A 22,793-nucleotide genomic window follows, 5' to 3' on the forward strand; every position below is an offset into this window, starting at 1 on the left:
CGGCAATCGCGCATTCCGGCAAATCCACGGTCGGAATCGGCAGCCAGTTATGCAGAAGCGGCAACCATATCGGCAAGCGGATATGCAATTCCGGCAGGAACCGCCGGGAAACCCTTATGGGGCCTGGATCAGGCGGGCTGGCCGATCTGCGCGGGTGCGCGCATCAGCGTGTCACGCGGCAGTTCACCGAAGACCTTGCGGTAGTTGTCGGCGAAACGCGAAAGGTCCCACAGGCCACAACTGAGGGCGATGGCCTTGACCGAACGGCGGCTGGAATCGGCCATCGACAGGCTGCGGCAGGCTGCGCACAGGCGCAGCATCGACAGGTAACGATTGGGCGACGTACCGAACAGGTCCTCGAACGCGTAGCGCAGCCCACGCTCACTGACACCGGCAGCGTCGCAGATCTCATTCATGTAGATATTGCGGCGCAGGTTGAGGCGCATGAAGTTTTCCGCCCGCTGTGCGATCAGATAATGCGTGCGCCGCGCACGGCTGCAACCCGGGCGTTCGGCGGAACCCGCACCCAGCAGTGCCTGCACGTGTTCGTGCAGCAGCCGCTCAGTTTCCTCCGGCTGCAGGCCCGTGCCCTGGCCCAGCTGCAGGTGCAGCTGCTGGTAATGCTGTGCCAGCGGGGCGGCCTCGCTGGCGAGATTGAACAGTGAAAGCGCCTGTCCGGCCGGCGGCGTGCTGCGCAGGCTCAGTTCGGTCAGCTTGCGTTGCACCCGTGCCACCGGCACCAGCATCAGGGTCATGTGCGTGCCCGGGCTCAGGGTGAACTCGCTGATGCCCTCGGGCATCACGGTCAGCGCCATCCCAGGGGCAAGCGGTACGCCATGGCACCAGCTCAGGGTTTCATCGGTCGCATGCAGATACCCCAGCATCGCCCAGTCCGGCGGCAGCATGAAACGTCCACGGCAATGGAATCCACAGCTGATGCTGCAGAACAACGCCTCCTCGTGCACGCGTGACGCGAAGGCCGCCCGCGGCCCATTGCCATCGAGCAGAAGCAGTTCGACATCACATACACGAAGCACGCCGCTCAGCGTCGCCAGGTCGATCGACCGCAGGCCGCTGTCGTCGCTGTCTCCTACCCCACCATCGACCATGACAGTGTCGTCCCCCCGATTATCCGCCGTGCGGTACGGCCCCCACTGCCTGACAGGGCGCGCACCTCTCATGGAATCTCTTCCATCACCGGGATGCGCGCCGCCAAGGTGCGCACCCCAAAAGAAACGCGAGTACTTGAATGCGAGTATGCCCGATAATTCAACGGGGTAAACATCTGCACCGCGTTGAATAAGATGGATACAGAGGTGAAAATCAGATTGTCGCGTTTGGCACAGTTTTCGCATGCGACCTGAAGCCTGCCTCACATTATCTGCACGTCGATGAATCGTTGTGCGGACGAACGGATTTCCGTCACAGAACCCGGCCTGAAAATTAAGGAGCAATGGGATTCTGCCGAATTTGCATATAGGTTCCGGTTGCAGCCGGCCGCCATTCAGGCAAAGTCGATAACACGGTGATCCGGTCTTTGATAATGACCGCACCCAGGGGGACAGCATGACCATGCACGTATCGCTCGACACGTCGACCACCGGCCCCGCGCCGCGCGGTCGCGGTTGCGCGAACGGCGTCCCGCCTGGAAACGATCACCCTGCTTGAGCACAGCGGGTCCATCCCGCCGTGCCTCCTCCGCCAGGACGTGCGGAGGTCCACGGACGATCCCGGCGGAGCCGGGCCACCGCCCAACAGGTGTCCTGTAGCAGACAGGTAGAGGGAGACAAACGTCATGAACGCATCGATCCGCAAGTTCCTGAAGGAAGAAGATGGCGTCACCGCACTCGAGTACGGCCTGCTGGCGGCTGTGATTGCGGGTGTCCTGATCGCACTGGGCAGCACGCAGATCAAGGATTTCTTCGAAACGCTCTTTGAGAATCTCACCAAGCTTGCCGACAAGGCATCGGGCAACACGCCGGCCTGAGCCGCGTCCCAGGCTGATCAGGGACAGCAACTGCTGAGCGTCCACTGACGGACAATGGAGGGTGCGATGACACTGCTGGGATTGCTGGCCATCGGTGTGTGCCTGCGGATCGCGATCAGCGATCTGTACGCCCGTCGGGTGCCCAACGCCTGGCTGCTGTCCGCATGCGCGATCACCGTTGTCGTGCTCATCGCCGGACAGTTCAACGCGCCGCGCCTGCCGTGGGCTTCCCACGTTGCCGGCGCGGCGCTCGGCCTGGTCGCATTGCTGCCTTTCCACGCAGTGCGCTGGATGGGCGCCGGCGATGTCAAATTCTTTTCGGTACTGGGATTGATGCTGGGCTGGCAGGCACTGCTGCCGATCTGGATCGCGGCCAGCCTGGCAGCGGGCGCACATGCCGCACTGGTGCTGGTATCGCGCCGGTTGGGCCCAGTACTGCCCATCGGCCTTCAAGCCCATATGCATCGGGCAAGTTCGCAATGGCATTCGCACCCGGCGCTGCGCGGGATGCAGAGCGCCCGCCAGGGACGCCAAGGCATTCCCTACGCCGCCTACCTGGCGGTATCCGCCATCGCCTGGGTCCTGATCAGCACGTACGGAGGCGTGGCATGAACATCCACAACCGACGCCGGCAACGTGGCGCGGCCAGCATCGAGTTCGCGCTGATGTTGATGCTGGGCCTGCTGCCGCTGCTGCTGTTCACGTTCTCCGGCGTAATGATCATGGCGGCCCAGCAGACGTTGGCAACCGCCTCGGCCGAGGGTGCACGTGCATCGCTGCGCTATGGCAGCGCCAACGAACGCCGTACTGCCGCCTGCGTTGCAGCGCGTAGTTCGATGCAGTGGCTGCTGAACTTCTCGGGTCAGCCGGTCGACTGCAGCAATGGCGGAAACAACGCCATTCTGGTCTCCGCGCAGGCCCCCTGCGCCGGACTGGCCAGCGCCCAGTGCATGACCGTGACGGTCAGCTACGACTACGCAAGCCATCCCTTCCTGCCAGGCACGGCCACGCTTTACAAGTGGGTGATGCGGGCTCCCATCCGCAGCGTCGCGGTCGCTCAGCTCGACCTCGGCAGCGGCAACTGACGTTCGGTACAGGAGACGGTTCCATGCTCAAGTTGACCCGCATTGCTGCCGTCGCCCTGATCGGGCTGGCCGTGCTGCTGGCGGTGATCGCCTTGATGATCGGGCGCAAGCCGGCCGCACCGGCCACGGTTGCCCCGATGACGCAGAGCGAAGCCCAGGCGATCACCGTGGTGGAAGCGGTGGCGCGACTGCCGGCTGGCGAACCGATCTCTGCCAACGGACTGCGTCTCGCACAGCGCAGCGCCCCGGTTTCCGGTGCCGCCACCAGCATTTCCGCCGTGGTCGGAAAGGTGCCGGTGCAGGACATCGCCGAAGGCACGGCGATCAGCAGCAACGCACTCGCGCAGGGATTCTCGCTGCAGCTGCGCCCCGGGGAACGCGCACTGGCGGTCCCGGTCGACGAGCTGGTGGGGGCCGGCAACCGCATCCTGCCCGGTGATTTCGTCGACGTGTTCCTCAACTTGCGCACTGCCCAATCCAACCCCAGCGGCCCGGCCGACGCAGCGCAGACGCGCCTGCTGCTGTCGCGCCTGCGCGTGCTCAGCTATGGCCAGCAGGACATCGCCCCGGCCAACCATGACGCTGTTGCCAGCAACGAGGCTGATGGCCGCAACGATCCGCGCGCCGCCGACATCACCGGAAGCAGCAGCACCCAGAGCACGGGCAGCGGGACCGCCCAGCCGGCACGCAGCGCGGTATTGGCGGTGTCGGTGGCCGATGCCAACCGGCTGCTGCTGGGTGCACAGCAGGGCAAGCTGTTCCTCGCCCTGCGCAACCCTGCCGATTCCGGCCAGCCCGATCTGGCGCTGTTCCCGCAGGCACGCGGGGTGATTGATCCCCTGCGTGGCCTGGATGCGGAACAGCAGCTTGCGCTGCAGCGGCCAGAGAATCACGCCTTCGCCGGCATCGACGGCGATGCATTGGCCGGCCGCAGCAACGCGCCCGCGCGCAGCACCCAGGATGCCCCGGCACGCGCACCCGCACCACGGCGCAGCGCCCCACGCGCATCGGGCATCGAAATCATCCGAGGTGACAGCTCCGCCCCCCGTGGTTCCCTTTGACCTGCATCGAGCGCATCCATGACCGAACGTCGCCGCAGTCCACGCCCTTCCCCCCGCCAGCGCTGGCTGGCCCTGCTGCTGGTGCTGCTGGCACCGGCGACAAGCGTGGCCGCCGACGACCTGGTGCTGCAGGCGCGTGAGCAGCGCCCCTGGACCCTGCCGGGTGATCTGGAGCGGGTCGCCATTGCCGATCCGGGCGTGGCCGATATCGTGATGCTGCGCGGCCAACGCCAGGCCCTGCTGGTCGGCAAGGCGCCGGGCACCACCACGCTCCTGCTCTGGCACCGCAAGCAGACCGAACCACAGCGCCTGCAGGTGCGGGTACAAAGTGCGGTGCAGGGTGCGGCCGATGCCGGCGCGAACGGGCTGGTATTCACCCAGCAGGACAATCAGGGCCTGCTGCAGGGAAGCACCGAGAGCGTGCTGTCGCACATGCAGGAGCAGAAGACTGCCGCCATGGCCCTGGGCAAGGATGGCCTGCTTGCCGACGCATCCACGGTGAGCAGCGGCGGCGTGGTCCAGGTCGAGGTCAAGGTGGTCGAGTTCAACAAGACCGCACTGAAGCAGATCGGCATCAGCTTCCAGAACCGCAATGGCAACTTCGCCTACGGCTTCGCCCGCCCGGGCGGCCAGCTGCCGGGCAATACCGGCATCCTGCCCGGCATGAAGGAAGGCAACTCCGGCAACGAAGCCGAATCGCCCATTTCTTCGGCCTTCCGCCTGGTGTTCGGCTCGACCAAGGGCCTGTGGAATGCCGACATCGACCTGCTGCAGAGCAATGGCATGGCGCGTGTGCTGGCCGAACCGACACTGGTCGCGCTGTCCGGGCAGAGCGCCAGTTTCCTGGCCGGCGGCGAGCTGCCGATCCTGGAACCGCAGGGGCTGGGCACCACAACCATCACCTACAAGCCCTTCGGCATCGGCCTGACCGTGACACCGACGGTACTGGCACCGAACCGCATCGCCCTGAAAGTCGCACCGGAAGCCAGCGACCTGGACTACAGCAACGCCATCGCGCTCAACGGCGTACAGATTCCCTCGATCACCACCCGCCGCGCCGATACCACGGTCGAACTGGGCGATGGCGAGAGCTTCGTGATCGGTGGCCTGGTCAGTTCCAACGTGGTTTCCAGCGTCGGCAAGATCCCGCTGCTGGGTGACCTGCCGATCATCGGCTCGTTCTTCCGCAACTTCGACTACAAGCGCCAGGACAAGGAACTGGTGATCATCGTCACGCCACGCCTGGTGAAGCCGTTGGCACGCAACACCGAGCTGCCGCTGCCCGGCGACCGCGAGGCCAAGCCGCACATGCCCGAATGGGGCGCCTGGCTGCTGGGTCCTATCAGCCAGGACCCGGTGCCCGGCTTCTCACGCTGATTCCATGATGCCTGCGATACCACGCCCATGCCCTACGCCACTGCCCAGCCGCTGCATCCGCAAGGACCGCCGATGAACCTGGTCCTGTACGGAATGGATCGCGAACTGCTGCCCCGGCTGGCGGCGAAACTGCCGCCAACCACCACCCTGCACTGGCAGGACAGCAGCACGCCGACCTCCGCCCAGGACCTGCAACGCGGGCCGCAGAGCCTTGTGCTGCTCGACTTCCGCCCGGAACATGCGGCCGCCTCCAGCGTGCTGGCGCAGCAACTGCAGCAGACCGAGCCGGATCTGGCATTGGTTGCCGTCGGTGCCACCAGTGCCGGCCAGGTGGAAGGCGTTGTCATCGCATTGCGGGCGGGCCTGCGTGATGTGCTGGACCTGGACAGCGACAACGTCGGCATCGAGGCCGCGCTGCGTCGCGCCCTGTCACCACGACCGGCCGCCGCCGCGCAGCAGGCGCACAAGGCCCGTCTGATCGTCCTGCTGGGCGTGCGCGCCGGGGTCGGCACCAGTACGCTGGCCGCGCATCTTTCGGTGCTGGCACAGCAGACCCGTGCACTGGCACAGGGCGAGGCACTGCAGCAGGATGGCCTGCTGATGGAGCTGGCCCAGCCTTCGGGCGACCTCGCCCTGTACCTCAACCTGGACAGCCGCTTCCACTACGAAGACGCGCTGCGCAACGCCAGTCGCATCGACGCCACCCTCGCCCGTACGGCCATGGCCCGTCACGATTCCGGACTGGTTCTGCTGGACCGCGCCAGCGGCAGCGATGCGGTACCGCCGTCCGATCCGGGTGCGCTGCTGCAGCGCCTGCGCACCGTGTTCGCCAGCGTGCTGTGTGATGCCGGTGGCTGCCCGCTGCGTCAGCTGCCGCCGCTGCTGCTGGACCAGGCCGACGAGATCTGGCTGGTCACCGATGCCTCCATTGCCACACTGGTGTCGCTCGACCAGGCACTGAAGCATCTTGCCGGCCAGCGCGAACGCGAGAAGCGCCTGCAGCTGGTGATCAACCGCCACGATGACAGCAGCGGCATGGGCCCGGAGCAGATCGCGCGCCGCTTCGAGGTTCCCCTGCTGGCCACGCTTCCCGAACGACCGCGCGTGCGCCTGGCTGCCAGCCAGGGCCACCTGCTGCTGCAGGATGCGCCGCGCGACCCCTACCTGCGTGCCCTCGCCCCGCTGGTTTCGCGCCTGGATCCGGCTGCCTGCCCGGTCCAGGCGCAGGGCCTGCGGGAAAGACTCTCCCTTGCCCTGGGTGGATCGCAATGGAAGACAAGGTAACCCCGTTCCCGCATGCCGTTGCCCGGCCGGTGCTGCCCGAAAGCTCGCCCGGCCATCAGCCGTTCGCGCAGACCGAGCAGTACCAGAAGGTGCTGTCGGCCGCGCATGAGCACCTGCTCAACAGCATCGAGGACGAGCGCATCGACATCGATTCCTGGGCCCCCGACACCATCGCCCGCTGGGTGCAGGTGCAGACGGTGAGCTTCATCCAGGAATGGCGCATCCCGATCAACGAAGAGGAGATGCAGGTGGTTGCCGACGGCCTGGTCAAGGAGCTGACCGGTTTCGGCCCGCTGGACGACCTGCTGCACGACCCGTCCATCGAAGACATCCTGATCAACGGTTTCAAGGATGTGCACGTGTCCCAGGGCGGCCAGCTCAAGCGGGCCACCCAGCGCTTCACCGATGACACGCATCTGCTGCGCATCCTGCGCCGCATCCTCGCCCCGCTTGGGCGCCGCCTGGATGACTCCAATCCGATGGTCGATGCGCGCCTGCCCAACGGCGGCCGTCTCAACGCGATCATCTCGCCACTGGCGGTGGATGGACCGATGGTGTCCATCCGCAAGTTCCGCAAGGACCCGTTCACCCCCGATGAACTGCTGGCCAAGGGCACCTTCGATGCGCCGATGCAGGCCTTGCTGAAGGCGATGGTACTGGGTCGCTGCAACATCCTGGTGTCCGGCGGCACCAGCTCGGGCAAGACCTCGCTGCTGAACGCCCTGGCCAGCTACGTCCCCGCGAACGAGCGCGTGATCACCGTCGAAGACACCGCCGAGCTCTCGCTCAACCACCCGCATGTAGTTCGCCTGGAAAGCCGTATCGGCGGCGCCGAAGGGCACGGTGCGGTCAGCATCCGCGATCTGGTCCGCAACAGCCTGCGCATGCGCCCCGACCGCATCGTCGTCGGCGAGGTGCGCGGTGCCGAGGTGCTGGAAATGCTGCAGGCGATGAACACCGGCCACGACGGCTCGATGGCCACCATCCACGCCAATTCGCCCCGCGACTGCCTGTACCGGATCGAGATGCTGGCCGGTTTTGCCGGCTTCCAGGGCAGCGAGGACAGCCTGCGCCGGCAGATCGCCAGTGCCATCGACTTCATCGTGCAGATCTCCCGCCTGGGCAGCGGGCGCCGCGTGCTGGTCTCGATCACCGAGATTACCGGTGTCAGCGACAACCTGATCACCACCCAGGAAATGTTCCGCCACGAGCTGCAGATCGACGGCAACGGCAAAGAGATCGATCGCTGGGTCGGGCTGGGCTTCCATCCGCACTCGCACAAGCTGGAGCCGTTCCGCCAGCAGCTGCGCGAATCGCTCTACGGAGACTTCTGAGCATGGGAACCGGCGCGCTGCTGGGCATGCTGAGCATCATCGCGGTGCTGCTGGCGCTGGCAGCCTGGCTGTGGGGCACGGCCAGCAGCCGTGAGCAGCGCCAGGTTTCAATGCGGCACGCCGAGCAGCAGCTTTCGCGCGGAAGCGCCACGGGCGGAGCACCCGCCGGGCCGTCCGTCACCGCTGCCAACGACCCGGCGCGGCCCGCCAGCGCCGGGCGCCGCGTGCTGCCGCTGGATGGCCTGCTGCAGCGCGCAGGGCTGCAGACCGGCTGGAAAATTCCCATCATGCTGCTGGTACCGGGGCTGATACTGTCGGTGGTGGCGATGCTGCGGCTGGGCACCGCTTGGATGTTTCCGCTGACCCTGCTGCTGTACCTGCTTGGCTGCTGGCTGTGGGTGATGCGGCGGACCACGAAGCTGCGTGCGCAACTGCTGCATCAGCTGCCGGACTTCCTCGACAACCTGGTGCGGCTGACCGCACTGGGCAACAGCCTGCAGGCAGCGTTCCAGGTTGCGTCGATGCAGACCAGCGCGCCGTTGCGCGGGCTGCTGGACACCACGGTGCGCTTTGCACGCAGCGGCATGGAGCTGGACCGTGCACTCGCACAGGCCTCGCATCCCTATCGCATGGATGTGCTGAAGGTGTTGTCGGTGGTGATCGGTGTCAGCGTGCGCATCGGCGGGCGCTCCGACCAGATCCTGCAGCGCATGGGCGATTTCATGCGCGATCTGGAACAGGCCCAGCAGGAGCTTGCAGCGACCACCTCGGAGACGCGGATGTCAGCGTGGGTGCTGGGCCTGTTGCCACCGGCCTGCGCGGTATTGATGGCGATCACCAGCCCGGACTTCTTCCAGCCGGTGCTGCACGCTCCGCTCGGCCACAAGATCCTGCTGCTTGCACTGGGCATGGAACTTGTCGGTGGCTTCCTGCTGTATCGCCTGGCCAAGTCGCTATGAACCCCCTTCGCCCCGCCGGAGACAACCGATGAGCGCCAGCGCCTGGTTCGCCCTCTCCCTGCTCGTGCTGGCCGCCGGTATCGCCCTGCTCGGTATCGGCGGCTGGGTACGCAGCCATCGTGAGCAACGTACAACGGCCACCTTGAAGACTGCCCTGCAGCCGCGCGAGGCGTCCCGTGACACCGAGCCTGCGCGGCACGATTCGCTGGGCTGGCTGGAACGCTTCGGCCGTGCCCTCAGCGGCGGCCGGCTGGAAACGGCGTTGCTGGCCAATGAAGACCGGCTGCTGTTGGATCTGGCCGGGTGGAACACCCGCCGCGGTACGGCCATCTACCTCGGCCTGCGCCTGCTGCTGGCCGTGCTGGTGCTGGTACTGGCGCTGACATTCAGCAGCGTCACCGGGCTGGCCAGGATCATGGTGATCATCGGCGCCCTCGCCGCCGGCCTGCTCCTGCCCAAGTTCGTTCTCTCCTCCTGGGTGAAACGGCGCCGACGAGCGGTCGACAACGAGCTGCCGCTGCTGATCGACCTGCTGCGTCTGCTGCAGGGCGTGGGCTTCAGCATGGACCAGAGCCTGCAGACGCTCGGCGACAAGCTGCGCGATGCATTGCCGGTCCTCGGCGGCGAGCTGCAGGAGGCCAACATCGCCTATACCCACGGCCGCACCCGCGCACAATCCCTGCGCCGGCTGAGCGAGGTCTATGCCGACGATGACCTGACCAGCCTGATGCAGCTGATCCTGCAGGTGCACGCCCATGGCGGCGCGGTGCAGGAGCCCCTGCGGCAGTTCAGCATCCGCCTGCGCGAACAGCGTCGCAACACGCTGAAGGAAAAGGTCGGCAAGCTCTCGGTGAAGATGACCGTGGTGATGATGCTGACCCTGCTGCCAGCGTTGATGCTGGTCCTTGCCGGTCCGGCGCTGGTCGCGCTGGCCACCACCATGTCCAAGATGGGGTCCCCCTGATGCCTGCCCTGCGCACTTCCTGCCTGATTGTTGCCCTGGCTGCCGTTGCCGGCGCCAGCGGCTGTGCATCGACCACGCCGAAGTACCTGCGCGCGCCCAGCCTGGCCGCGCCCGAACCGGCACCGCAGGACAGCCGCAATGCCTACCTGGAGCTGATCGAGCGCATGCAGCAGCAAGGCGCATGGTATGCCTCGCTCGCCCACGTCGACGCCTTCCGCCAGCGCTACGGCGATCCGCCGGCGTTGCGCCTGCTGCAGGCCGACGCGCTGCGCGAGACCGGCCAGGCCGATGCCGCGGTCACCCTGTACCGCGATCTTTCCAGTGGCCCCCAGGCCGCCGCGGCCGCCCATGGCCTGGGCCTGATTGCCGCGCGCCGCGACGACGACGCCGGCAGTGAGCAGGCGTTGGCGCGGGCGACCGAACTGCAGCCATTGAATACAAGTTATCTCGGCGACCTGGGCTATGCGCGGCTGCGCGCCGGGCAGTTCGAGCGCGCGCGCGAACCCCTGGCCAAGGCGCTGGAGCTGTCGCCGGGCAATGCCAAGGCCACCGCCAACCTCGCCCTCTGGGCGGTACTGCGGGGCGACACCGCCACTGCCGAACGCCTCGCCCAGCAAGCGAACCTCAACGACGAGACCCGGCTCAGCATCCAGCAGCAGGCGGCGCAGATCCGTGCCCGCCTGCAGCAGCGCCAGGCCGCAGCGGCAGCCGCCGCAGTCGTGCCGGCCGCTGCCCGTGCTCTCGCCAGCGATGCCGCCGGCAACCCGCCCGGCGCCACGCGACTGGCGGCGGAACCGCGCCGCGCCAGCCGCGATGAACGCGATCCGCAGCGCCTGCCGCCCTCGATGCTGGAACGCTTCAGCGCCTCCGACCACCCGAACGGGAACACACCATGACCGCGACGCCCCTGACCCGACGCCTGCTGCCCGTTCTGATCTGCCTGCTGCCAGCCGCCGCCGTGCAGGCGCAGCAACAGCCGCTGACCGGGCAGATGCTTGGCGGCAGCACGCCGGCTGCGTCGGCTTCGCAGCCGCTGCAGTCCGAGTCACTGCCCACCGTGGACCTGGCGGCCCCGCCAGCACCGGTGCCTCAGGCGGCGCCTGCAGCAGTGGCCAACACCGACGGCAGCACTGCAGCCCCGCGGCCCGGCCGCAGCCAGATCGGCGATACCACGCGCAATCTGTTCCGCCTGCAGGCATCGGGGCAACAGGCCGGACAGCACCTGCCGATCCTCGGCGACCAGGCGACGCTGAGCTACGCCCGCTACATGAAGAGTTTCGAACACGAGATCCCGGACTTCTTTGAAGCCGATGTCGCCAAGTCCAAGGGATCATCCTCATCCGGACGCTGAGGTAGGCCATGAAACGCCCACGCCAGTTCAGTTTCAGCCGCCCACGGGGCGGCATGTCGATCACCATGATGCTGGTCATGCTGGCGCTGCTGGCGATGCTGGGCCTGATCGAGATCGGTTACCTGTTCTGGGCCAAGCGCGATGCACAGAAGGTCGCTGATCTGGCTGCACTGGCCGGAGCGCAGCGACTGGAACTGTGCACCTCGGACAACAGCGACAACAGTGCTGCGCGGCAGAGCGCACTCACCCAGAACACCTTCGCAGGAAGCCTGGAAATCCGCTGCGGAAACTGGAACGTGACCCGCGCCACCGAAGGGCACTTCAGCCCGGTCGTCGATGCAGCGAATCAACGCAATGCTGTCCGTGTCATCACCCGCCGCGCGGTGCTTCCCTTCTTCGGGCAGAACAGCAGCCTGCCGACCGTGACCGCCCAGGCGGTAGCGCGCCGTGCAGAACCGACGGCGGTTTTCAGTGTCGGCTCGCAACTGCTGCGCATCAATGGCAACACGCCACTGGGAAATGTCCTGAAACTGGTGGGTGCCGACCTCGACAAGACCACCCTGCTCGGCTACGACGGCCTTGCACAGGCGCATATCACCCCGAACGGACTGCTGCAGGCACTGGGCATTCCGATCGACGTCAACATGGGCGTGGCGGAGTTCAACAATCTGCTGGCCGGCCGCAAGGTCAAGCTGGGCAAGATCCTTCAGGCGACCGTTGACCTGCTCACCCAGCAGGGCGTTGCCCACGTGGACCTGAGTGCACTGGAGAATGCCCTGGTGGTGAAGGGCATCGACCTCAAGCAGCTGGAGGTGAAACTCGGCACCGATGACAGCGGTGGCGGCCTGTTCGCACGCGTGGTCGCGCCGGATGGAACGATTTCCAGCGCGCTGCAGGCCGATGTCAATGTGCTGGACCTGATCGGCACCAGCATCAGCATCGCCAATGGCGGCCGTGCGGTCTCGGTCGATGAACTCAACCTGCTGGGCCTGGTCAATGCCAAAGCCGCTGTGGTGGAACCGCCTTCCATCGCCATCGGTGGCATTGGCTCGCGCGCTTACAACGCGCAGATCCGTGTCTTCCTCGACATCGACACCAACAACATTCCGGTTGCAGGCGGCGTGCTTTCACTGCTGGGCATCCGCCTGAAGCTGCCGGTCCATGCGGACGTGACCAATGCAATGGCGACCCTGACCAGCCTGCAATGTGGCAGCACGCCTCCCACGGCGACGATCAAGGTCGAGTCTTCCGTGCTGCGCGCCTGCGTCGGCAAGGTGGCCGACAGCGAGCGGTTCTCCAAGCAGAATGTCTGTGGCGACACCCTGCAGAAGGAACAGATGCTCACACTGCTCGGCGCGCCGTTGATCAATGACAGCATCAAGGTCAATACGCTGACCGACACGCAAAGCCTCACCCTCCCCGCCGGCGCGACCGGTTCAACCCAGGTCAACTCCCTGGAGGTGGGCACCGCGGTGTCCGAGCTGGTCAGCGAACTGCTGCGCGTACTGTCCGGCGTGCTCGATCCGCGCGACGATGGCATGAGCCAGGGCTCGACCGCAGCGCAGTTGGCCGATCGCTACCTGAAAGCAGCCAACGTTGGTCGCAAGCGATACGATGTTGACGCAACCATCAAGCTGCTGGAATTCGGAGACAGCACGCAGGGATTGAAGCCACTTGGAAACTGGGACATCACCAAGGGGGTACCTACCAGCTGTGTGCTGGTGACCTGCATGGTCGACGGCAAGGTCTGGCAAGGATTCCGCAACGCAGTGACCGGGGTTGGCTCGGGGCTCCTCGATGGCGTACTGGGAGCGCTTGTGGGTGGGCTGCTGGTCAAGCAGTGCAACAGCCTGATTGGCGCGCTGGATGACACCACCTACAACAACTGCATGAAGTACAACCTGACTTCCTACCTGCAGACCGCCGATGCCGGCTTCCTGGACCAGTTCGCCGGCGACGGCGTCACCGCCCCCGGCAATGGCCCGGTCAGTTGTTCGGGCCTGCTGTGCTTGCTGCTGAAGCCCGCCCTGGACGTCCTGAAGCCGCTGCTCAACAGCGTCGGCTCCCTGCTGCGCTCGCTGCTGGCGCAGGTGCTGGGCCTGGAACTGGGCCGTACGGATGTGCATGTCCAGTCCATCCAGTGCACGCCCGCACAGCTGGTCTACTGACCCGTGACGGGCGCCCTTGGCGGCGCCCGCGCACATGCTAGACTCCCGGCGGGGAACCACCTTCATCTCAACCCACACTCATCCGTGGATGGTCTAGACATGCGAGAAACTTCAGGGGGCGCGGTCTTCGCCCGGCACGCGCGCGGCGCGGCACTGCTGGCCGTGGCCATGATGCTGGTGGCACCGGCGGCGATGGCTGCCCGTGGCGACCGCGAGGCAGCCGCAGAGCCGGCCGCACGTACCGCACCGGTGGTGCGCAACACCGTTGACGAGCTCAAGCAGCTGATGGATGCCCGCCAGCTGACCGAGCTGCGCACCACCTACAACGGCAACTACGGCGCCAGCCTGCTGTTCAATGCCAACACCCTGACCTACTACGTCGCCCTGTTCCAGGAGAAGAACTTCTGGCGGGTGATCAAGACCGATGCCGTCGACAACGCCGAGCGTGTCTACCGCACCTTCGCGCAGCAGTCAGAGCAGCTGGCCCAGGTCTACATCGACACCACCCGACTGGAAGCCGGCAAGCGCTATACCGAGCGCCTGGTGGCCTACAACGAGGAGCGCCTGCGCACCCTGCAGCAGGAAATGGAACAGCAGCAGGCACAGTCGGCCCAGGTCAGCGCTGCCCTGCAGCAGGCCCAGCAGCAGGCGGTCAGCCTGAGCAGCGACGTGCAGAGCACCAACAGCCAGCTGGATTCCCTGCAGCGCCGCATCCAGATCCTGCAGGCCGAACAGGGCAACCCGGAGCTGAGCCTGCCCAAGCCGGACAGCGTGCCCTCGCCGGCACCGGCGGCCGCCAGCGACGGTCGCTGAGGTCCAGCGCCTGGCGTGCCGTCCAACGGCGCCTACGGGCGCCGTTGTCGTTTCCGGCACCATTCCATTTCAACGGCACGCCTCATGCACGGCATCGTCCAGTTGCCGGCGCTGCACGAAGTCCATGCGCTTGCCATTGGCCAGCACCTTCCCACGATGCTGCCGCGCGCGCTCACAGGCGGCGGGATCCGCGCTGATCGGTATCACTGCAGCCCGCGCACGCCGCTGCTGCACCACACGCGGACGCCTTGAAGCTGGGCTCGCTGCCTTGGCCGCGCTCGCACCTGTTGAGGGCGGCTCCGCCGGCACCTCCCAGCGCCATTCCGCGCGCCCCTGGCACGGCGTCTGCTGGTAGACCGGATGCGGCCCGTCCACACATTTGTAGACGTTGGTCTGAGCATGCGCGCCCGTGGCCAGCAGCAGGTACAACAGCGGGCTCCAACACGCGTTCGACATTACAGGCTCCTCGTCAGGGCTGCCGCCATCCTCGATGCCGGCACGGCTTCGTGCCAGAGCGATACACGTCACATCCGGCGTAATCCAGCACAGCCGTGCAAGTCGTCGGTCTGGCGCTGCGCTGTACTGCCGAAGGCACCGGCATCCACGCCAGCGCCTTCCCTCCCTTCCGCCAAGGAAACCACAATGAGCAACTTCGTCACCGTCGCCGACGGCGCCCGCATCTTCTACAAGGATTGGGGTACCGGCCAGCCGATCGTGTTCGCCCACGGCTGGCCGCTGTCCTCCGATGCCTGGGACCCGCAGATGCTGTTCATGGGCCAGAACGGCTTCCGCGTGATCGCTCACGACCGTCGCAGCCACGGCCGCTCCAGCCAGACCTGGGACGGCAACAACATGGACACCTACGCCGACGACCTGGCCGCCGTGCTCGAGGCGCTGGACCTGAAGGACGCGATCCTGGTCGGCCACTCCACCGGTGGCGGCGAAGTGGCCCATTACATCGGGCGCCACGGCAGCAAGCGCGTGGCCAAGGTGGTGCTGGTCGGCGCCGTGCCGCCGCTGATGCTGAAGACCGATGCCAACCCGGCCGGTACCCCGCTGGAGGTCTTCGACGGCATCCGCAAGGGCACCGGCGGTGACCGCTCGCAGTTCTTCAAGGACCTGACCACGCCGTTCTTCGGCGCCAACCGCGACGGCAACAGCGTTACCCAGGGCATGCGTGATTCGTTCTGGCTGCAGGGCATGCTCGGTGGCGTCAAGGGCCAGTACGACTGCGTGCACGAATTCTCGGAAGTGGATTACACCGAAGACCTGAAGAAGATCGACGTGCCAGCGCTGGTGGTGCATGGTGATGACGACCAGATCGTGCCATTCGATGCTTCGGCCAAGCTGTCCTCGCAGATCATCAAGGACGCCGAGTTGAAGGTGTACGCCGGTGCGCCGCACGGCCTGACCGTCACCCACGCCGACCGGTTCAACGCCGACCTGCTGGCGTTCGCACGCGGGTGAGGCACTGCGGCGGCGCCACCCAGCGCCGCCGCCCCTGTGGTAGAGCCGGCCGCTGGCCGGCTGCGCAGGATCGGGATGGATTGATCGCGCAAAAAGGGGACGGAGGGGATTAGGTCGTTTGTGCACAAACGACTTAATCCCCTCCGTCCCCTTTTTTGTCAGATATCGCTGTGGTGGTGCGGGACCCCGGTCTTCGGCAGCGGGTCATGCCCGCCCACGAAGTGGCGTACCACCGGTGCACGCTCACCGCGATGCAGCCCGCGCAGCACTTCCTGGATCGCCTTGTCATCGGCGGTGATGCGCTCGTGCTGGCGCAGGTGCTCCAGCCACGACGGGGTCACGAAATACTCCAGGTGGATGCCCGGACTGGCCACATCCTCGACCACGCCCCAGACCACCGCGCCATCGCGGCGGCGGATCGTGCCCAGTGCGCGCATCTGCGCCTGGAATGCGGCGCGATCAGCATCGTCAATGCGGTACTCGATGGTCACCAGCACCGGGCCGCGATCGTTGGATACCGGCACCGACAGTTCCGGTGCAGGCCAGTGCCCGGCCGGACGCAGGTTCAGATCCTCGGTGCCAGCGATGCGCACGCGCCACACCAGCAATCCGCCGATCACCGCGCCGGCAGCCGCCACCAGCAACGCCAGCTCCGGCGAGGTGCGCTGCGCCAGTGCACCCCAGCTCAGGCCACCAGCCGCCATGCCAGCGGAAAACACCATGATGTACAGCGCCAGTGCACGCGCCCGTACCCACGCTGGCACTGCGGTCTGTGCGGCAATCTGCAGCGACGACAGCACGGTGATCCAGGCAAAGCCATTGATCAGCATCACCAAGGGCAGCACGTACCAGCTGCGGGTCAGCGCCAGCCCGACCAGGCTGAGCGCCAGCGACAGCGTGGCCAGCAGCACCAGCAGGTCGCGATCCATCTGCGCGCGCAGCTTCGGCAGCAACAACGCACCACCCACGGCACCGATCCCGATGCAGCCGAGCAGCATGCCGTACTGCCCCGCCCCACCCTGCATCTGGCCGCGTACCACCACCGGCAGCAGTGCATTCATTGCTGCAGCAAAGAAGAAGAAGCCGACCGACTTGATCAACACCGCCTGCAGGCGCCCGGCGCGGCTGGCATAGCGCAGGCCCGCCTTCAGGCCGGCACCGAAGCCTTCCGGCGGCAGGCTGGACTGTTTCGGGTCGCGCTTCCAGCCCCACACCACGAACAGCATCGCGGCGAAGGTGATGGCGTTGAAGCCGAATGCCCAGACCGCACCGAGCTGGGCGACGATCACACCACCGATGGCCGGGCCGATCGAGCGCGCGATGTTGATGCCGATCGAGTTCAGCGCCACCGCCGAGGCCAGCATCGGCTGCGGCACCAGTTCGGATACGATCGCGGCCTGTGCCGGCATCGCCATCGCCGCACCGCAGCCCATGCAGAAGGTCAGCAGCACCAGCAGCTGCGGGGTCAGCATGTCCAACGCAGTCAGGGCCGCCATCACCGCGGCGACCAGCAGCATCCAGCCCTGGGTGGCCAGCAGGTACTTGCGGCGGTCGACGATGTCGGCCAGGGTGCCGGCGGCCAGCGCCAGCAGCACGATCGGCACCGTGGTGGCCGACTGCACCAGCGCCACCATCAGTGGTGAGCCAGTGCGCTCGGCCATTACCCAGGCGGCGGCCACATCGTTGACCCAGGTGCCGATGTTGCTGGCCAGGATCGCCAGCCAGATCGAGCGGAACATCCGGATCTTCAGCGGGGACCAGGCACCTGCGGCCTGTGCGGGGGGGTGCGACGCGGTTGCGTTCACCATTGCCATGCTCCAACGATCGAGGCGAACAGCGTGTCCTGGCCTCCGGCCTGCTTCAGTGCAGGACCGGCATCGACCCAGGCCAGCTGCAGCTGCCATTGCCAGTGTTCGCTGGCCTGCCAGCGTGTTTCGGATTTGTATTGATTGCCGATGCGGCGCGCGCCACCGGCGCTGCCTGGCAACGCCACCAGCGGTGCCGGCGTGGTGTAGACCGCATCGGCACGACGATGCTTCCAGGCCATCTGTACGCCCAGTTCCGTCGTCACCGCGTCGTGCAGGCGCAGGGTCAGGGTCGGCTGGAGGTCCATCAGGTTGGCCGGGGCCAGCAGGCTGGCCTCGCTGAAGTAGGCCGATTTCGGGAACAAGGCGTTGAAGGTTCCCAGGCGGCCGTCATGCAGGTTGCCATCGCCACTGGCGATGTCTGCCTTCAACCCCAGCCGCGGCTGCAGCGGCAGGTTCGTCCAGCGCCACCCCGTATCGGTCGCCAGCGTCCAGGCGCGGATATCGAGGGTGCCGGCGGTCGTCCGAAGCTCACCGCCCTGCGCCACCAGCTCGCTGTTCCAGTCCAGTGCACCGGCCTGGCCGAACCAGCGCGCGCCCAGGGTCTGCCGACGTTCGGTACCGCTGCCTGCGGCGAAGCGCGCGCCTTCGCGGCGGTAGTCCAGCAGATACAGATCCCACTGTCCCGCGCCCTGTCCCCGCACCGTGGTGGCATAGGCACCCCACAGGTGGGCACCGTGCTCGCCGCGATCATCAAAGGCACCCGGTCGGTTTTCCACTGGCCGCAATGCCATCAGATCAAGCGTACCCAGGCGGCCTTTCCAACCCACACGCGCACCGTCGAACGCCAGGCGGATGTTCGGCCCGTCGCGCACTGACAGCAGCCGTGAACTGCCATAGCCGGCTTCCTGCCGGCCGAGTTGCAGGTGGAAGCCATCGCGCTGCCAGCGCCAGTACGCCTGCTGCACATCCAGCGCGCTGCGGTCGGTGCGACCCGGGCCGCCAGCCTTGCCACTCTCACCATGCACACCCAGCTGCAGCTTCGCCTGCCAGGTATCTTCCACATAGGTGGCCGATGCCAAGGCACGCAGCAGGCCATAGGCATCCTCGCTGCCGCCAATGCCGAACCGGGTCGGGTCGTAGTACAGCCCACGCACACGCAGCGACGCATCCCATTGCAGTTGGCCGTCACCGGCGTCGCTGCAGCGGCCCCCCTCGCAGGCCAGCGCCAGCGATGGCACGGCCAGCAGTGCCAGGCTCAGAATGCGAAGCACGAGCATCCCATCGCGCCCCAGAACGCGGTCAGGTCATCGGTGGGCGCCGCGTGCCGTGCAGCATGACCATGAGCACCGTGAGTGCTGCAGGCTACGCCGTGATGGTGACGATGGGCGGCGGCCAACCCGGTGGCGGTACCGCCGACGTGGTAGCCGCCGAACCGGTTGACCGGCGACCAGTTGGGCATGGCCGGCGGCAGCTGCGGCGCAAGCCCTGCATAGTCGGCGTCGGCATGCACGATGCGGCCGCCGACCACGGTCAACACGCTGGTGATGTCGGCGATCTGCGCATCATCCACGCGGAAGAAATCGGCCGAGAGCAGGATGAAATCGGCCAACTGGCCGACCTTCAACGTACCCTTCACTGCTTCGTCGCCGGAGAACCAGGCACTGCCCTGGGTCCACAGGCGCAGTGCCTGCTCACGTTCGAGCAGGTTCTCATCGCCATACAGGGCCAGCCCGCCGACGGTGCGCCCGGTCACCAGCCAAGACAGCGCCACCCAGGGGTTGTAGCTGGCCACACGGGTGGCATCGGTTCCAGCACCGACCGGCACGCCTTCGGCCAGCATGCGCTTGACCGGCGGCGTATGCCGCGCCGCCTGCACGCCGTAGCGCTCGACGAAGGCTTCGCCCTGATAGGCCATGCGATGCTGCACGGCGATGCCGCCACCCAGCGCACGGATGCGCTCGATGTTGCGCGGGGTGATGGTTTCGGCGTGATCGATGAACCAGTGCAGGCCATCGAACGGCACCTCGCGGTTGACCTGTTCGTACACATCGAGGATGCGGGTGATGCTCTCGTCGTACGTCGCATGGATGCGGAACGGCCAACGCTTCTCGACCAGCAGCTTCACCACATCGTGCAGTTCCGGCTCCAGCTCCGGCGGCAGTTCCGGGCGCGGCTCGTTGAACAACTCGAAGTCGGCCGCCGAGAACACCAGCATCTCGCCGGCACCGTTGTGGCGCAGCAGGTCATCACCCTGCCGCGGCCGCAGCATCTCGCTCCAGCCGCGGAAGTCATCCACTTCCTTGCCCTTGTTCTGGGTGAACAGGTTGTAGGCGATGCGCACCGTCAGCTGGTCATCGCGGTGCAGCTGCTCGATGACTTGGTAGTCCTCGGGGTAGTTCTGGAAACCACCGCCGGCGTCGATCACCGAGGTGATGCCGAGACGGTTCAACTCACGCATGAAATGACGGGTGGAATTGGCCTGGTACTCGATCGGCAGGCGCGGCCCCTTGGCCAGCGTCGCGTACAGGATCAGCGCATTCGGCTTGGCCAGCAGCAGCCCGGTCGGGTTGCCCAGCGAGTCACGCACGATCTGGCCGCCCGGCGGATCCGGGGTGTCCTTGGTATAGCCGCAGGCGCGCAACGCGGCACGGTTGAGCAGCGCCCGGTCGTACAGGTGCAGCAGGAACACCGGCGTGTCCGGCGCGATGTCGTTGAGCTCCTGCAGCGTGGGCAGGCGCTTCTCGTTGAACTGGGTGGCGGTGAAGCCACCGACCACGCGCACCCACTGCGGTGCAGGCGTGCGGTCGACCTGCGCCTTCAGCATGTCCAAGGCATCGCCCAGCGAACGCAGGCCGTCCCAGCGCAGTTCCAGGTTGTAGTTCAGGCCACCACGTATCAGGTGGGTATGGCTGTCGTTGAGGCCGGGCAGCAGGCGCCGGCCCTGGGCGTCGATCAGGGTCGCTTCATTGCCCCAGCCACGCATGATCTCCTCGTCGCTGCCGACGGCAACGATGCGCCCTTCCTGCACGGCCAGCGCCTGTGCATGCGGCTGCTGCGGGTCGAGGGTGGTGATGCGGGCATTGCGGATGACCAGCGTGCTCATGCGGCGCTCCTTGGAAGTGGAATCGAGTGCGGCACCGGCACGGCCGGCCAGGCCCAGCGCCACCGCGGCGCTGCCGGCCAGCACCACGTTGCGGCGGCCGTGATCGAGTGGATCGTGACTCATGCGAGATCTCCCGGAAGGCGTTGGCCGTCCAGTGCCCAGGCGCCGGGCCCGGTCAGCGCGAGGGCCAGCAGTACCGTGGTCCACATCAACGGGTACTCACTGCCGCCGCGCATCCAGAACCAGCCCTTGGGCAGGGCCAACAGAACGGTGAAGCCGATGAAGGCCGCCGCTGCAAGCGCGGCGACGCGGGTCTGCCAGCCCAGCAGCACGGCCAGCCCTGACAGCACCTGCAGCAGGGCCAGCAGCAGCGGCAGCGGTGCCACCGCTGGCAGGCCGAAGCCGCGCAGTTCGGTGGCGAAGCCGGCCAGCCCAGGACCGCCGAACCAACCGAACAGCTTGCCGAGCGCGTGTGGCAGCAGGAATCCCCCGGCTGCCGCGCGCAGCATCAGCAGGGCCAGGTCGAGGCCATGGCCAGCCAGCATGCTCAGTGCCTGCCTTCCTGCGCGCCGAACATGCGCTTGGCGTACTGGATGCCGATGCCATAGCCGCCGGCATGGTCGCGGGCGATGCCGGTGGTCAGCTCGTAGGTCTCGCCACGCGCCCAGTCACGCTGCAGCTCCAGCAGGTACTGCACGCTGGTCATCGGCACCGCACCGGCCTGCACCATGCGGGTGATCGCACGCTCGTGGGCTTCTTCGCTGACATCGCCGCAGGCATCGGTAATCACATACACCTCGAAGCCCTGTGCCAGCGCCGACAGCGCCGGTCCCACGATGCAGACGCTGGTCCACAGGCCGGCAACAACCAGGCGACGCTTGCCGATGCGGTTGATCTCGTCGATCACCGGCTGGTCTTCCCAGGTGTTCATCGAGGTGCGGTCGAACACCGTCTGGCCCGGGAAGATCTCCGGCAGTTCCGGGAACATCGGGCCGGAGAACGACGCTTCGGCGACGGTGGTCAGCAGCACCGGCACGTTGAAGCCCTTGGCGCCCTTGCTGATCAACGACACGTTGTTGCGCAGCGCGGAGATATCGATGGTGTGGGTGGCGAATGCCATCTGCGACTGGAAGTCGATCAGCACCAGGGCATGGTCGGTGGGCGACAACAGGGCCGGGGCGGGCGTGGCGGTGGCAAGGCTCATGGTTGGACTCCGTTGGAAACACGATCAGGGGGAAGCAACAGGGCCGCATCGCCGGCCAGGTACTGGCCGGGGCTGCAGCCGGTCTCGGCGCGGAAGCTGCGGACGAAATGGCTCTGGTCGAAGAAGCCCAGCTGCTGCGCCAGGCAGGACATCGGCAGCTGCGCGACCGGCAACAACTGGCGCGCACGTTCGATGCGGCGACGGCGCACGTAGCGCAGCGGGCTTGCACCGGTACCGGTCCGGAACAGGCGCACCAGATGGAAGCGGCTGACGCAGGCGGCTGCGGCCAGCTCGGTCACCCGCAGCGGCTGCGACAGGTGCTCATCGACATAGCGCAGGGCGCGCTGCAATGCGGCGGCCTGCTGCGGTGCCAGCGCCACGGCGGGCGGATCGGGCGAAAAGACGGTGGCCATGCGGGACGCCGCGAGGGGGTGCCCCATGGTGCGTGGCCGCCGCACGATGCCCTACCCCCGTCGGTCGAGGCCAGCACCTACCCGAATGGGGGAGGCCGACGCCCGAGCAGGCGACGACCGAACAACCGCGCATCCAGTGAATAGGCGCCAGGGCCCAACATCAACAGCGCCAAGGGCAGCACCACCTGTGACCACGGCGCCTGCTGCGCGAACAGGCCCACGGCCGCCATCAGCACGGCCAGTGGCGTCAACACACCCAGCGTGAGCATCGGCACTGCCAGCAGGCACAGCGCCGACCACCCGCCCGCATGCGTGCCGGGCGTGCACAGTGCCGCGGACAGGCACAGCCGCAACCACAGCAGGCCGATGCCCGGCCCGCGGTCGGGGAACATCACGAACAGGCGCTGCATGGCCG

General features: G+C 66.9%; 23 protein-coding genes. 14 read left to right on the top strand and 9 right to left on the bottom strand.

Translation table 11 applies throughout. The features are described 5' to 3' along the window. Positions 1-128: 128 nt before the first annotated feature. The gene (locus MG068_RS12185; protein WP_032128070.1) at positions 129-1,109 is read right to left on the bottom strand and encodes an AraC family transcriptional regulator; all 981 of its coding nucleotides are present in this window, start codon (positions 1,107-1,109) and stop codon (positions 129-131) included. Positions 1,110-1,795: 686 nt separating this feature from the next. Here MG068_RS12185 and MG068_RS12190 point away from each other — a divergent pair. The 13 genes from MG068_RS12190 (at position 1,796) to MG068_RS12250 (ending at position 14,383) form a co-directional block, all read left to right on the top strand. Beyond that, positions 1,796-1,987: a Flp family type IVb pilin gene (locus MG068_RS12190; protein ID WP_019337868.1), complete on the top strand. Its 192-nt coding sequence runs from the start codon at positions 1,796-1,798 to the stop codon at positions 1,985-1,987. Positions 1,988-2,053: 66 nt separating this feature from the next. Continuing rightward, the gene (locus MG068_RS12195; RefSeq protein WP_032128071.1) at positions 2,054-2,599 is read left to right on the top strand and encodes an A24 family peptidase; all 546 of its coding nucleotides are present in this window, start codon (positions 2,054-2,056) and stop codon (positions 2,597-2,599) included. Continuing rightward, positions 2,596-3,072 carry a TadE/TadG family type IV pilus assembly protein gene (locus MG068_RS12200; RefSeq protein ID WP_049398481.1) on the top strand — a complete coding sequence of 159 codons (477 nt, stop codon included), beginning with the start codon at positions 2,596-2,598 and terminating at the stop codon, positions 3,070-3,072. The genes MG068_RS12195 and MG068_RS12200 overlap by 4 nt, the downstream gene beginning before the upstream one ends. A gap of 23 nt (positions 3,073-3,095) precedes the next feature. Further along, positions 3,096-4,133: a Flp pilus assembly protein CpaB gene (gene cpaB, locus MG068_RS12205; protein WP_132810322.1), complete on the top strand. Its 1,038-nt coding sequence runs from the start codon at positions 3,096-3,098 to the stop codon at positions 4,131-4,133. A gap of 18 nt (positions 4,134-4,151) precedes the next feature. Further along, positions 4,152-5,510, top strand: a complete 1,359-nt coding sequence (locus MG068_RS12210) for a type II and III secretion system protein family protein (protein WP_132810323.1) — start codon at positions 4,152-4,154, stop codon at positions 5,508-5,510. A 27-nt stretch (positions 5,511-5,537) separates the two neighbouring features. After that, the gene (locus MG068_RS12215; protein ID WP_071229090.1) at positions 5,538-6,794 is read left to right on the top strand and encodes a CpaE/TadZ family protein; all 1,257 of its coding nucleotides are present in this window, start codon (positions 5,538-5,540) and stop codon (positions 6,792-6,794) included. Next, positions 6,779-8,128 (top strand): TadA family conjugal transfer-associated ATPase, encoded by a 1,350-nt coding sequence (locus tag MG068_RS12220; RefSeq protein WP_032128076.1) that lies wholly within the window; start codon positions 6,779-6,781, stop codon positions 8,126-8,128. The genes MG068_RS12215 and MG068_RS12220 overlap by 16 nt, the downstream gene beginning before the upstream one ends. Before the next feature lie 2 nt (positions 8,129-8,130). Further along, complete coding sequence (locus MG068_RS12225; RefSeq protein WP_107432187.1) at positions 8,131-9,087, top strand: type II secretion system F family protein; 957 nt, start codon at positions 8,131-8,133, stop codon at positions 9,085-9,087. A gap of 28 nt (positions 9,088-9,115) precedes the next feature. Continuing rightward, positions 9,116-10,051, top strand: a complete 936-nt coding sequence (locus MG068_RS12230; protein ID WP_071229091.1) for a type II secretion system F family protein — start codon at positions 9,116-9,118, stop codon at positions 10,049-10,051. Beyond that, positions 10,051-10,947 carry a tetratricopeptide repeat protein gene (locus MG068_RS12235; RefSeq protein ID WP_132810324.1) on the top strand — a complete coding sequence of 299 codons (897 nt, stop codon included), beginning with the start codon at positions 10,051-10,053 and terminating at the stop codon, positions 10,945-10,947. Before MG068_RS12230 ends, MG068_RS12235 begins: the two co-directional genes overlap by 1 nt. After that, a complete protein-coding gene (locus MG068_RS12240) occupies positions 10,944-11,402 on the top strand; it encodes a DUF3613 domain-containing protein (RefSeq protein WP_032128080.1) in 459 nt (152 codons plus the stop codon). Before MG068_RS12235 ends, MG068_RS12240 begins: the two co-directional genes overlap by 4 nt. A gap of 8 nt (positions 11,403-11,410) precedes the next feature. After that, positions 11,411-13,570 carry a TadG family pilus assembly protein gene (locus MG068_RS12245; RefSeq protein ID WP_132810325.1) on the top strand — a complete coding sequence of 720 codons (2,160 nt, stop codon included), beginning with the start codon at positions 11,411-11,413 and terminating at the stop codon, positions 13,568-13,570. 99 nt (positions 13,571-13,669) lie between these two features. Beyond that, positions 13,670-14,383 (top strand): DUF2968 domain-containing protein, encoded by a 714-nt coding sequence (locus MG068_RS12250; protein ID WP_043402505.1) that lies wholly within the window; start codon positions 13,670-13,672, stop codon positions 14,381-14,383. Between the two features lie 69 nt (positions 14,384-14,452). Here MG068_RS12250 and MG068_RS12255 read toward each other — a convergent pair whose 3' ends face one another. Next, positions 14,453-14,839, bottom strand: coding sequence for a hypothetical protein (locus tag MG068_RS12255; RefSeq protein WP_132810326.1), 387 nt, complete (start codon positions 14,837-14,839; stop codon positions 14,453-14,455). A 186-nt stretch (positions 14,840-15,025) separates the two neighbouring features. Between MG068_RS12255 and MG068_RS12260 the strand changes: the two genes are divergently transcribed. Continuing rightward, positions 15,026-15,850 (top strand): alpha/beta fold hydrolase, encoded by an 825-nt coding sequence (locus MG068_RS12260; RefSeq protein ID WP_049423090.1) that lies wholly within the window; start codon positions 15,026-15,028, stop codon positions 15,848-15,850. Between the two features lie 158 nt (positions 15,851-16,008). Here the strand turns inward: MG068_RS12260 and MG068_RS12265 are convergent, their stop codons facing one another. From MG068_RS12265 to MG068_RS12295, 7 genes are all read right to left on the bottom strand, one after another. Next, positions 16,009-17,658 carry an MFS transporter gene (locus tag MG068_RS12265; protein ID WP_132810327.1) on the bottom strand — a complete coding sequence of 550 codons (1,650 nt, stop codon included), beginning with the start codon at positions 17,656-17,658 and terminating at the stop codon, positions 16,009-16,011. Next, complete coding sequence (locus MG068_RS12270; protein WP_132810328.1) at positions 17,652-18,935, bottom strand: alginate export family protein; 1,284 nt, start codon at positions 18,933-18,935, stop codon at positions 17,652-17,654. The genes MG068_RS12265 and MG068_RS12270 overlap by 7 nt, the downstream gene beginning before the upstream one ends. Beyond that, complete coding sequence (locus tag MG068_RS12275; protein ID WP_206138717.1) at positions 18,914-20,761, bottom strand: amidohydrolase; 1,848 nt, start codon at positions 20,759-20,761, stop codon at positions 18,914-18,916. Before MG068_RS12275 ends, MG068_RS12270 begins: the two co-directional genes overlap by 22 nt. Before the next feature lie 119 nt (positions 20,762-20,880). Further along, complete coding sequence (locus MG068_RS12280) at positions 20,881-21,306, bottom strand: DoxX family protein (protein WP_032128088.1); 426 nt, start codon at positions 21,304-21,306, stop codon at positions 20,881-20,883. 2 nt (positions 21,307-21,308) lie between these two features. Beyond that, positions 21,309-21,965, bottom strand: a complete 657-nt coding sequence (locus MG068_RS12285; protein WP_049398466.1) for a hydrolase — start codon at positions 21,963-21,965, stop codon at positions 21,309-21,311. Beyond that, a complete protein-coding gene (locus MG068_RS12290) occupies positions 21,962-22,405 on the bottom strand; it encodes a helix-turn-helix transcriptional regulator (protein ID WP_053091059.1) in 444 nt (147 codons plus the stop codon). The genes MG068_RS12285 and MG068_RS12290 overlap by 4 nt, the downstream gene beginning before the upstream one ends. 50 nt (positions 22,406-22,455) lie before the next feature. Further along, the gene (locus MG068_RS12295; RefSeq protein WP_032128091.1) at positions 22,456-22,788 is read right to left on the bottom strand and encodes a hypothetical protein; all 333 of its coding nucleotides are present in this window, start codon (positions 22,786-22,788) and stop codon (positions 22,456-22,458) included. Between the last annotated feature and the right edge of the window lie 5 nt (positions 22,789-22,793).

This window comes from Stenotrophomonas sp. ASS1, assembly GCF_004346925.1.
In the GTDB taxonomy this organism is placed as follows: domain Bacteria; phylum Pseudomonadota; class Gammaproteobacteria; order Xanthomonadales; family Xanthomonadaceae; genus Stenotrophomonas; species Stenotrophomonas maltophilia_A.

Bases quoted from the DNA above. Each gene is read 5' to 3' on its own strand.
- MG068_RS12185 (WP_032128070.1), bottom strand. From the start codon at position 1,109: ATGGTCGATGGTGGGGTAGGAGACAGCGACGACAGCGGCCTGCGGTCG.
- MG068_RS12190 (WP_019337868.1), top strand. From the start codon at position 1,796: ATGAACGCATCGATCCGCAAGTTCCTGAAGGAAGAAGATGGCGTCACC.
- MG068_RS12195 (WP_032128071.1), top strand. From the start codon at position 2,054: ATGACACTGCTGGGATTGCTGGCCATCGGTGTGTGCCTGCGGATCGCG.
- MG068_RS12200 (WP_049398481.1), top strand. From the start codon at position 2,596: ATGAACATCCACAACCGACGCCGGCAACGTGGCGCGGCCAGCATCGAG.
- cpaB (WP_132810322.1), top strand. From the start codon at position 3,096: ATGCTCAAGTTGACCCGCATTGCTGCCGTCGCCCTGATCGGGCTGGCC.
- MG068_RS12210 (WP_132810323.1), top strand. From the start codon at position 4,152: ATGACCGAACGTCGCCGCAGTCCACGCCCTTCCCCCCGCCAGCGCTGG.
- MG068_RS12215 (WP_071229090.1), top strand. From the start codon at position 5,538: ATGCCCTACGCCACTGCCCAGCCGCTGCATCCGCAAGGACCGCCGATG.
- MG068_RS12220 (WP_032128076.1), top strand. From the start codon at position 6,779: ATGGAAGACAAGGTAACCCCGTTCCCGCATGCCGTTGCCCGGCCGGTG.
- MG068_RS12225 (WP_107432187.1), top strand. From the start codon at position 8,131: ATGGGAACCGGCGCGCTGCTGGGCATGCTGAGCATCATCGCGGTGCTG.
- MG068_RS12230 (WP_071229091.1), top strand. From the start codon at position 9,116: ATGAGCGCCAGCGCCTGGTTCGCCCTCTCCCTGCTCGTGCTGGCCGCC.
- MG068_RS12235 (WP_132810324.1), top strand. From the start codon at position 10,051: ATGCCTGCCCTGCGCACTTCCTGCCTGATTGTTGCCCTGGCTGCCGTT.
- MG068_RS12240 (WP_032128080.1), top strand. From the start codon at position 10,944: ATGACCGCGACGCCCCTGACCCGACGCCTGCTGCCCGTTCTGATCTGC.
- MG068_RS12245 (WP_132810325.1), top strand. From the start codon at position 11,411: ATGAAACGCCCACGCCAGTTCAGTTTCAGCCGCCCACGGGGCGGCATG.
- MG068_RS12250 (WP_043402505.1), top strand. From the start codon at position 13,670: ATGCGAGAAACTTCAGGGGGCGCGGTCTTCGCCCGGCACGCGCGCGGC.
- MG068_RS12255 (WP_132810326.1), bottom strand. From the start codon at position 14,839: ATGTCGAACGCGTGTTGGAGCCCGCTGTTGTACCTGCTGCTGGCCACG.
- MG068_RS12260 (WP_049423090.1), top strand. From the start codon at position 15,026: ATGAGCAACTTCGTCACCGTCGCCGACGGCGCCCGCATCTTCTACAAG.
- MG068_RS12265 (WP_132810327.1), bottom strand. From the start codon at position 17,658: ATGGTGAACGCAACCGCGTCGCACCCCCCCGCACAGGCCGCAGGTGCC.
- MG068_RS12270 (WP_132810328.1), bottom strand. From the start codon at position 18,935: ATGCTCGTGCTTCGCATTCTGAGCCTGGCACTGCTGGCCGTGCCATCG.
- MG068_RS12275 (WP_206138717.1), bottom strand. From the start codon at position 20,761: ATGAGCACGCTGGTCATCCGCAATGCCCGCATCACCACCCTCGACCCG.
- MG068_RS12280 (WP_032128088.1), bottom strand. From the start codon at position 21,306: ATGCTGGCTGGCCATGGCCTCGACCTGGCCCTGCTGATGCTGCGCGCG.
- MG068_RS12285 (WP_049398466.1), bottom strand. From the start codon at position 21,965: ATGAGCCTTGCCACCGCCACGCCCGCCCCGGCCCTGTTGTCGCCCACC.
- MG068_RS12290 (WP_053091059.1), bottom strand. From the start codon at position 22,405: ATGGGGCACCCCCTCGCGGCGTCCCGCATGGCCACCGTCTTTTCGCCC.
- MG068_RS12295 (WP_032128091.1), bottom strand. From the start codon at position 22,788: ATGCAGCGCCTGTTCGTGATGTTCCCCGACCGCGGGCCGGGCATCGGC.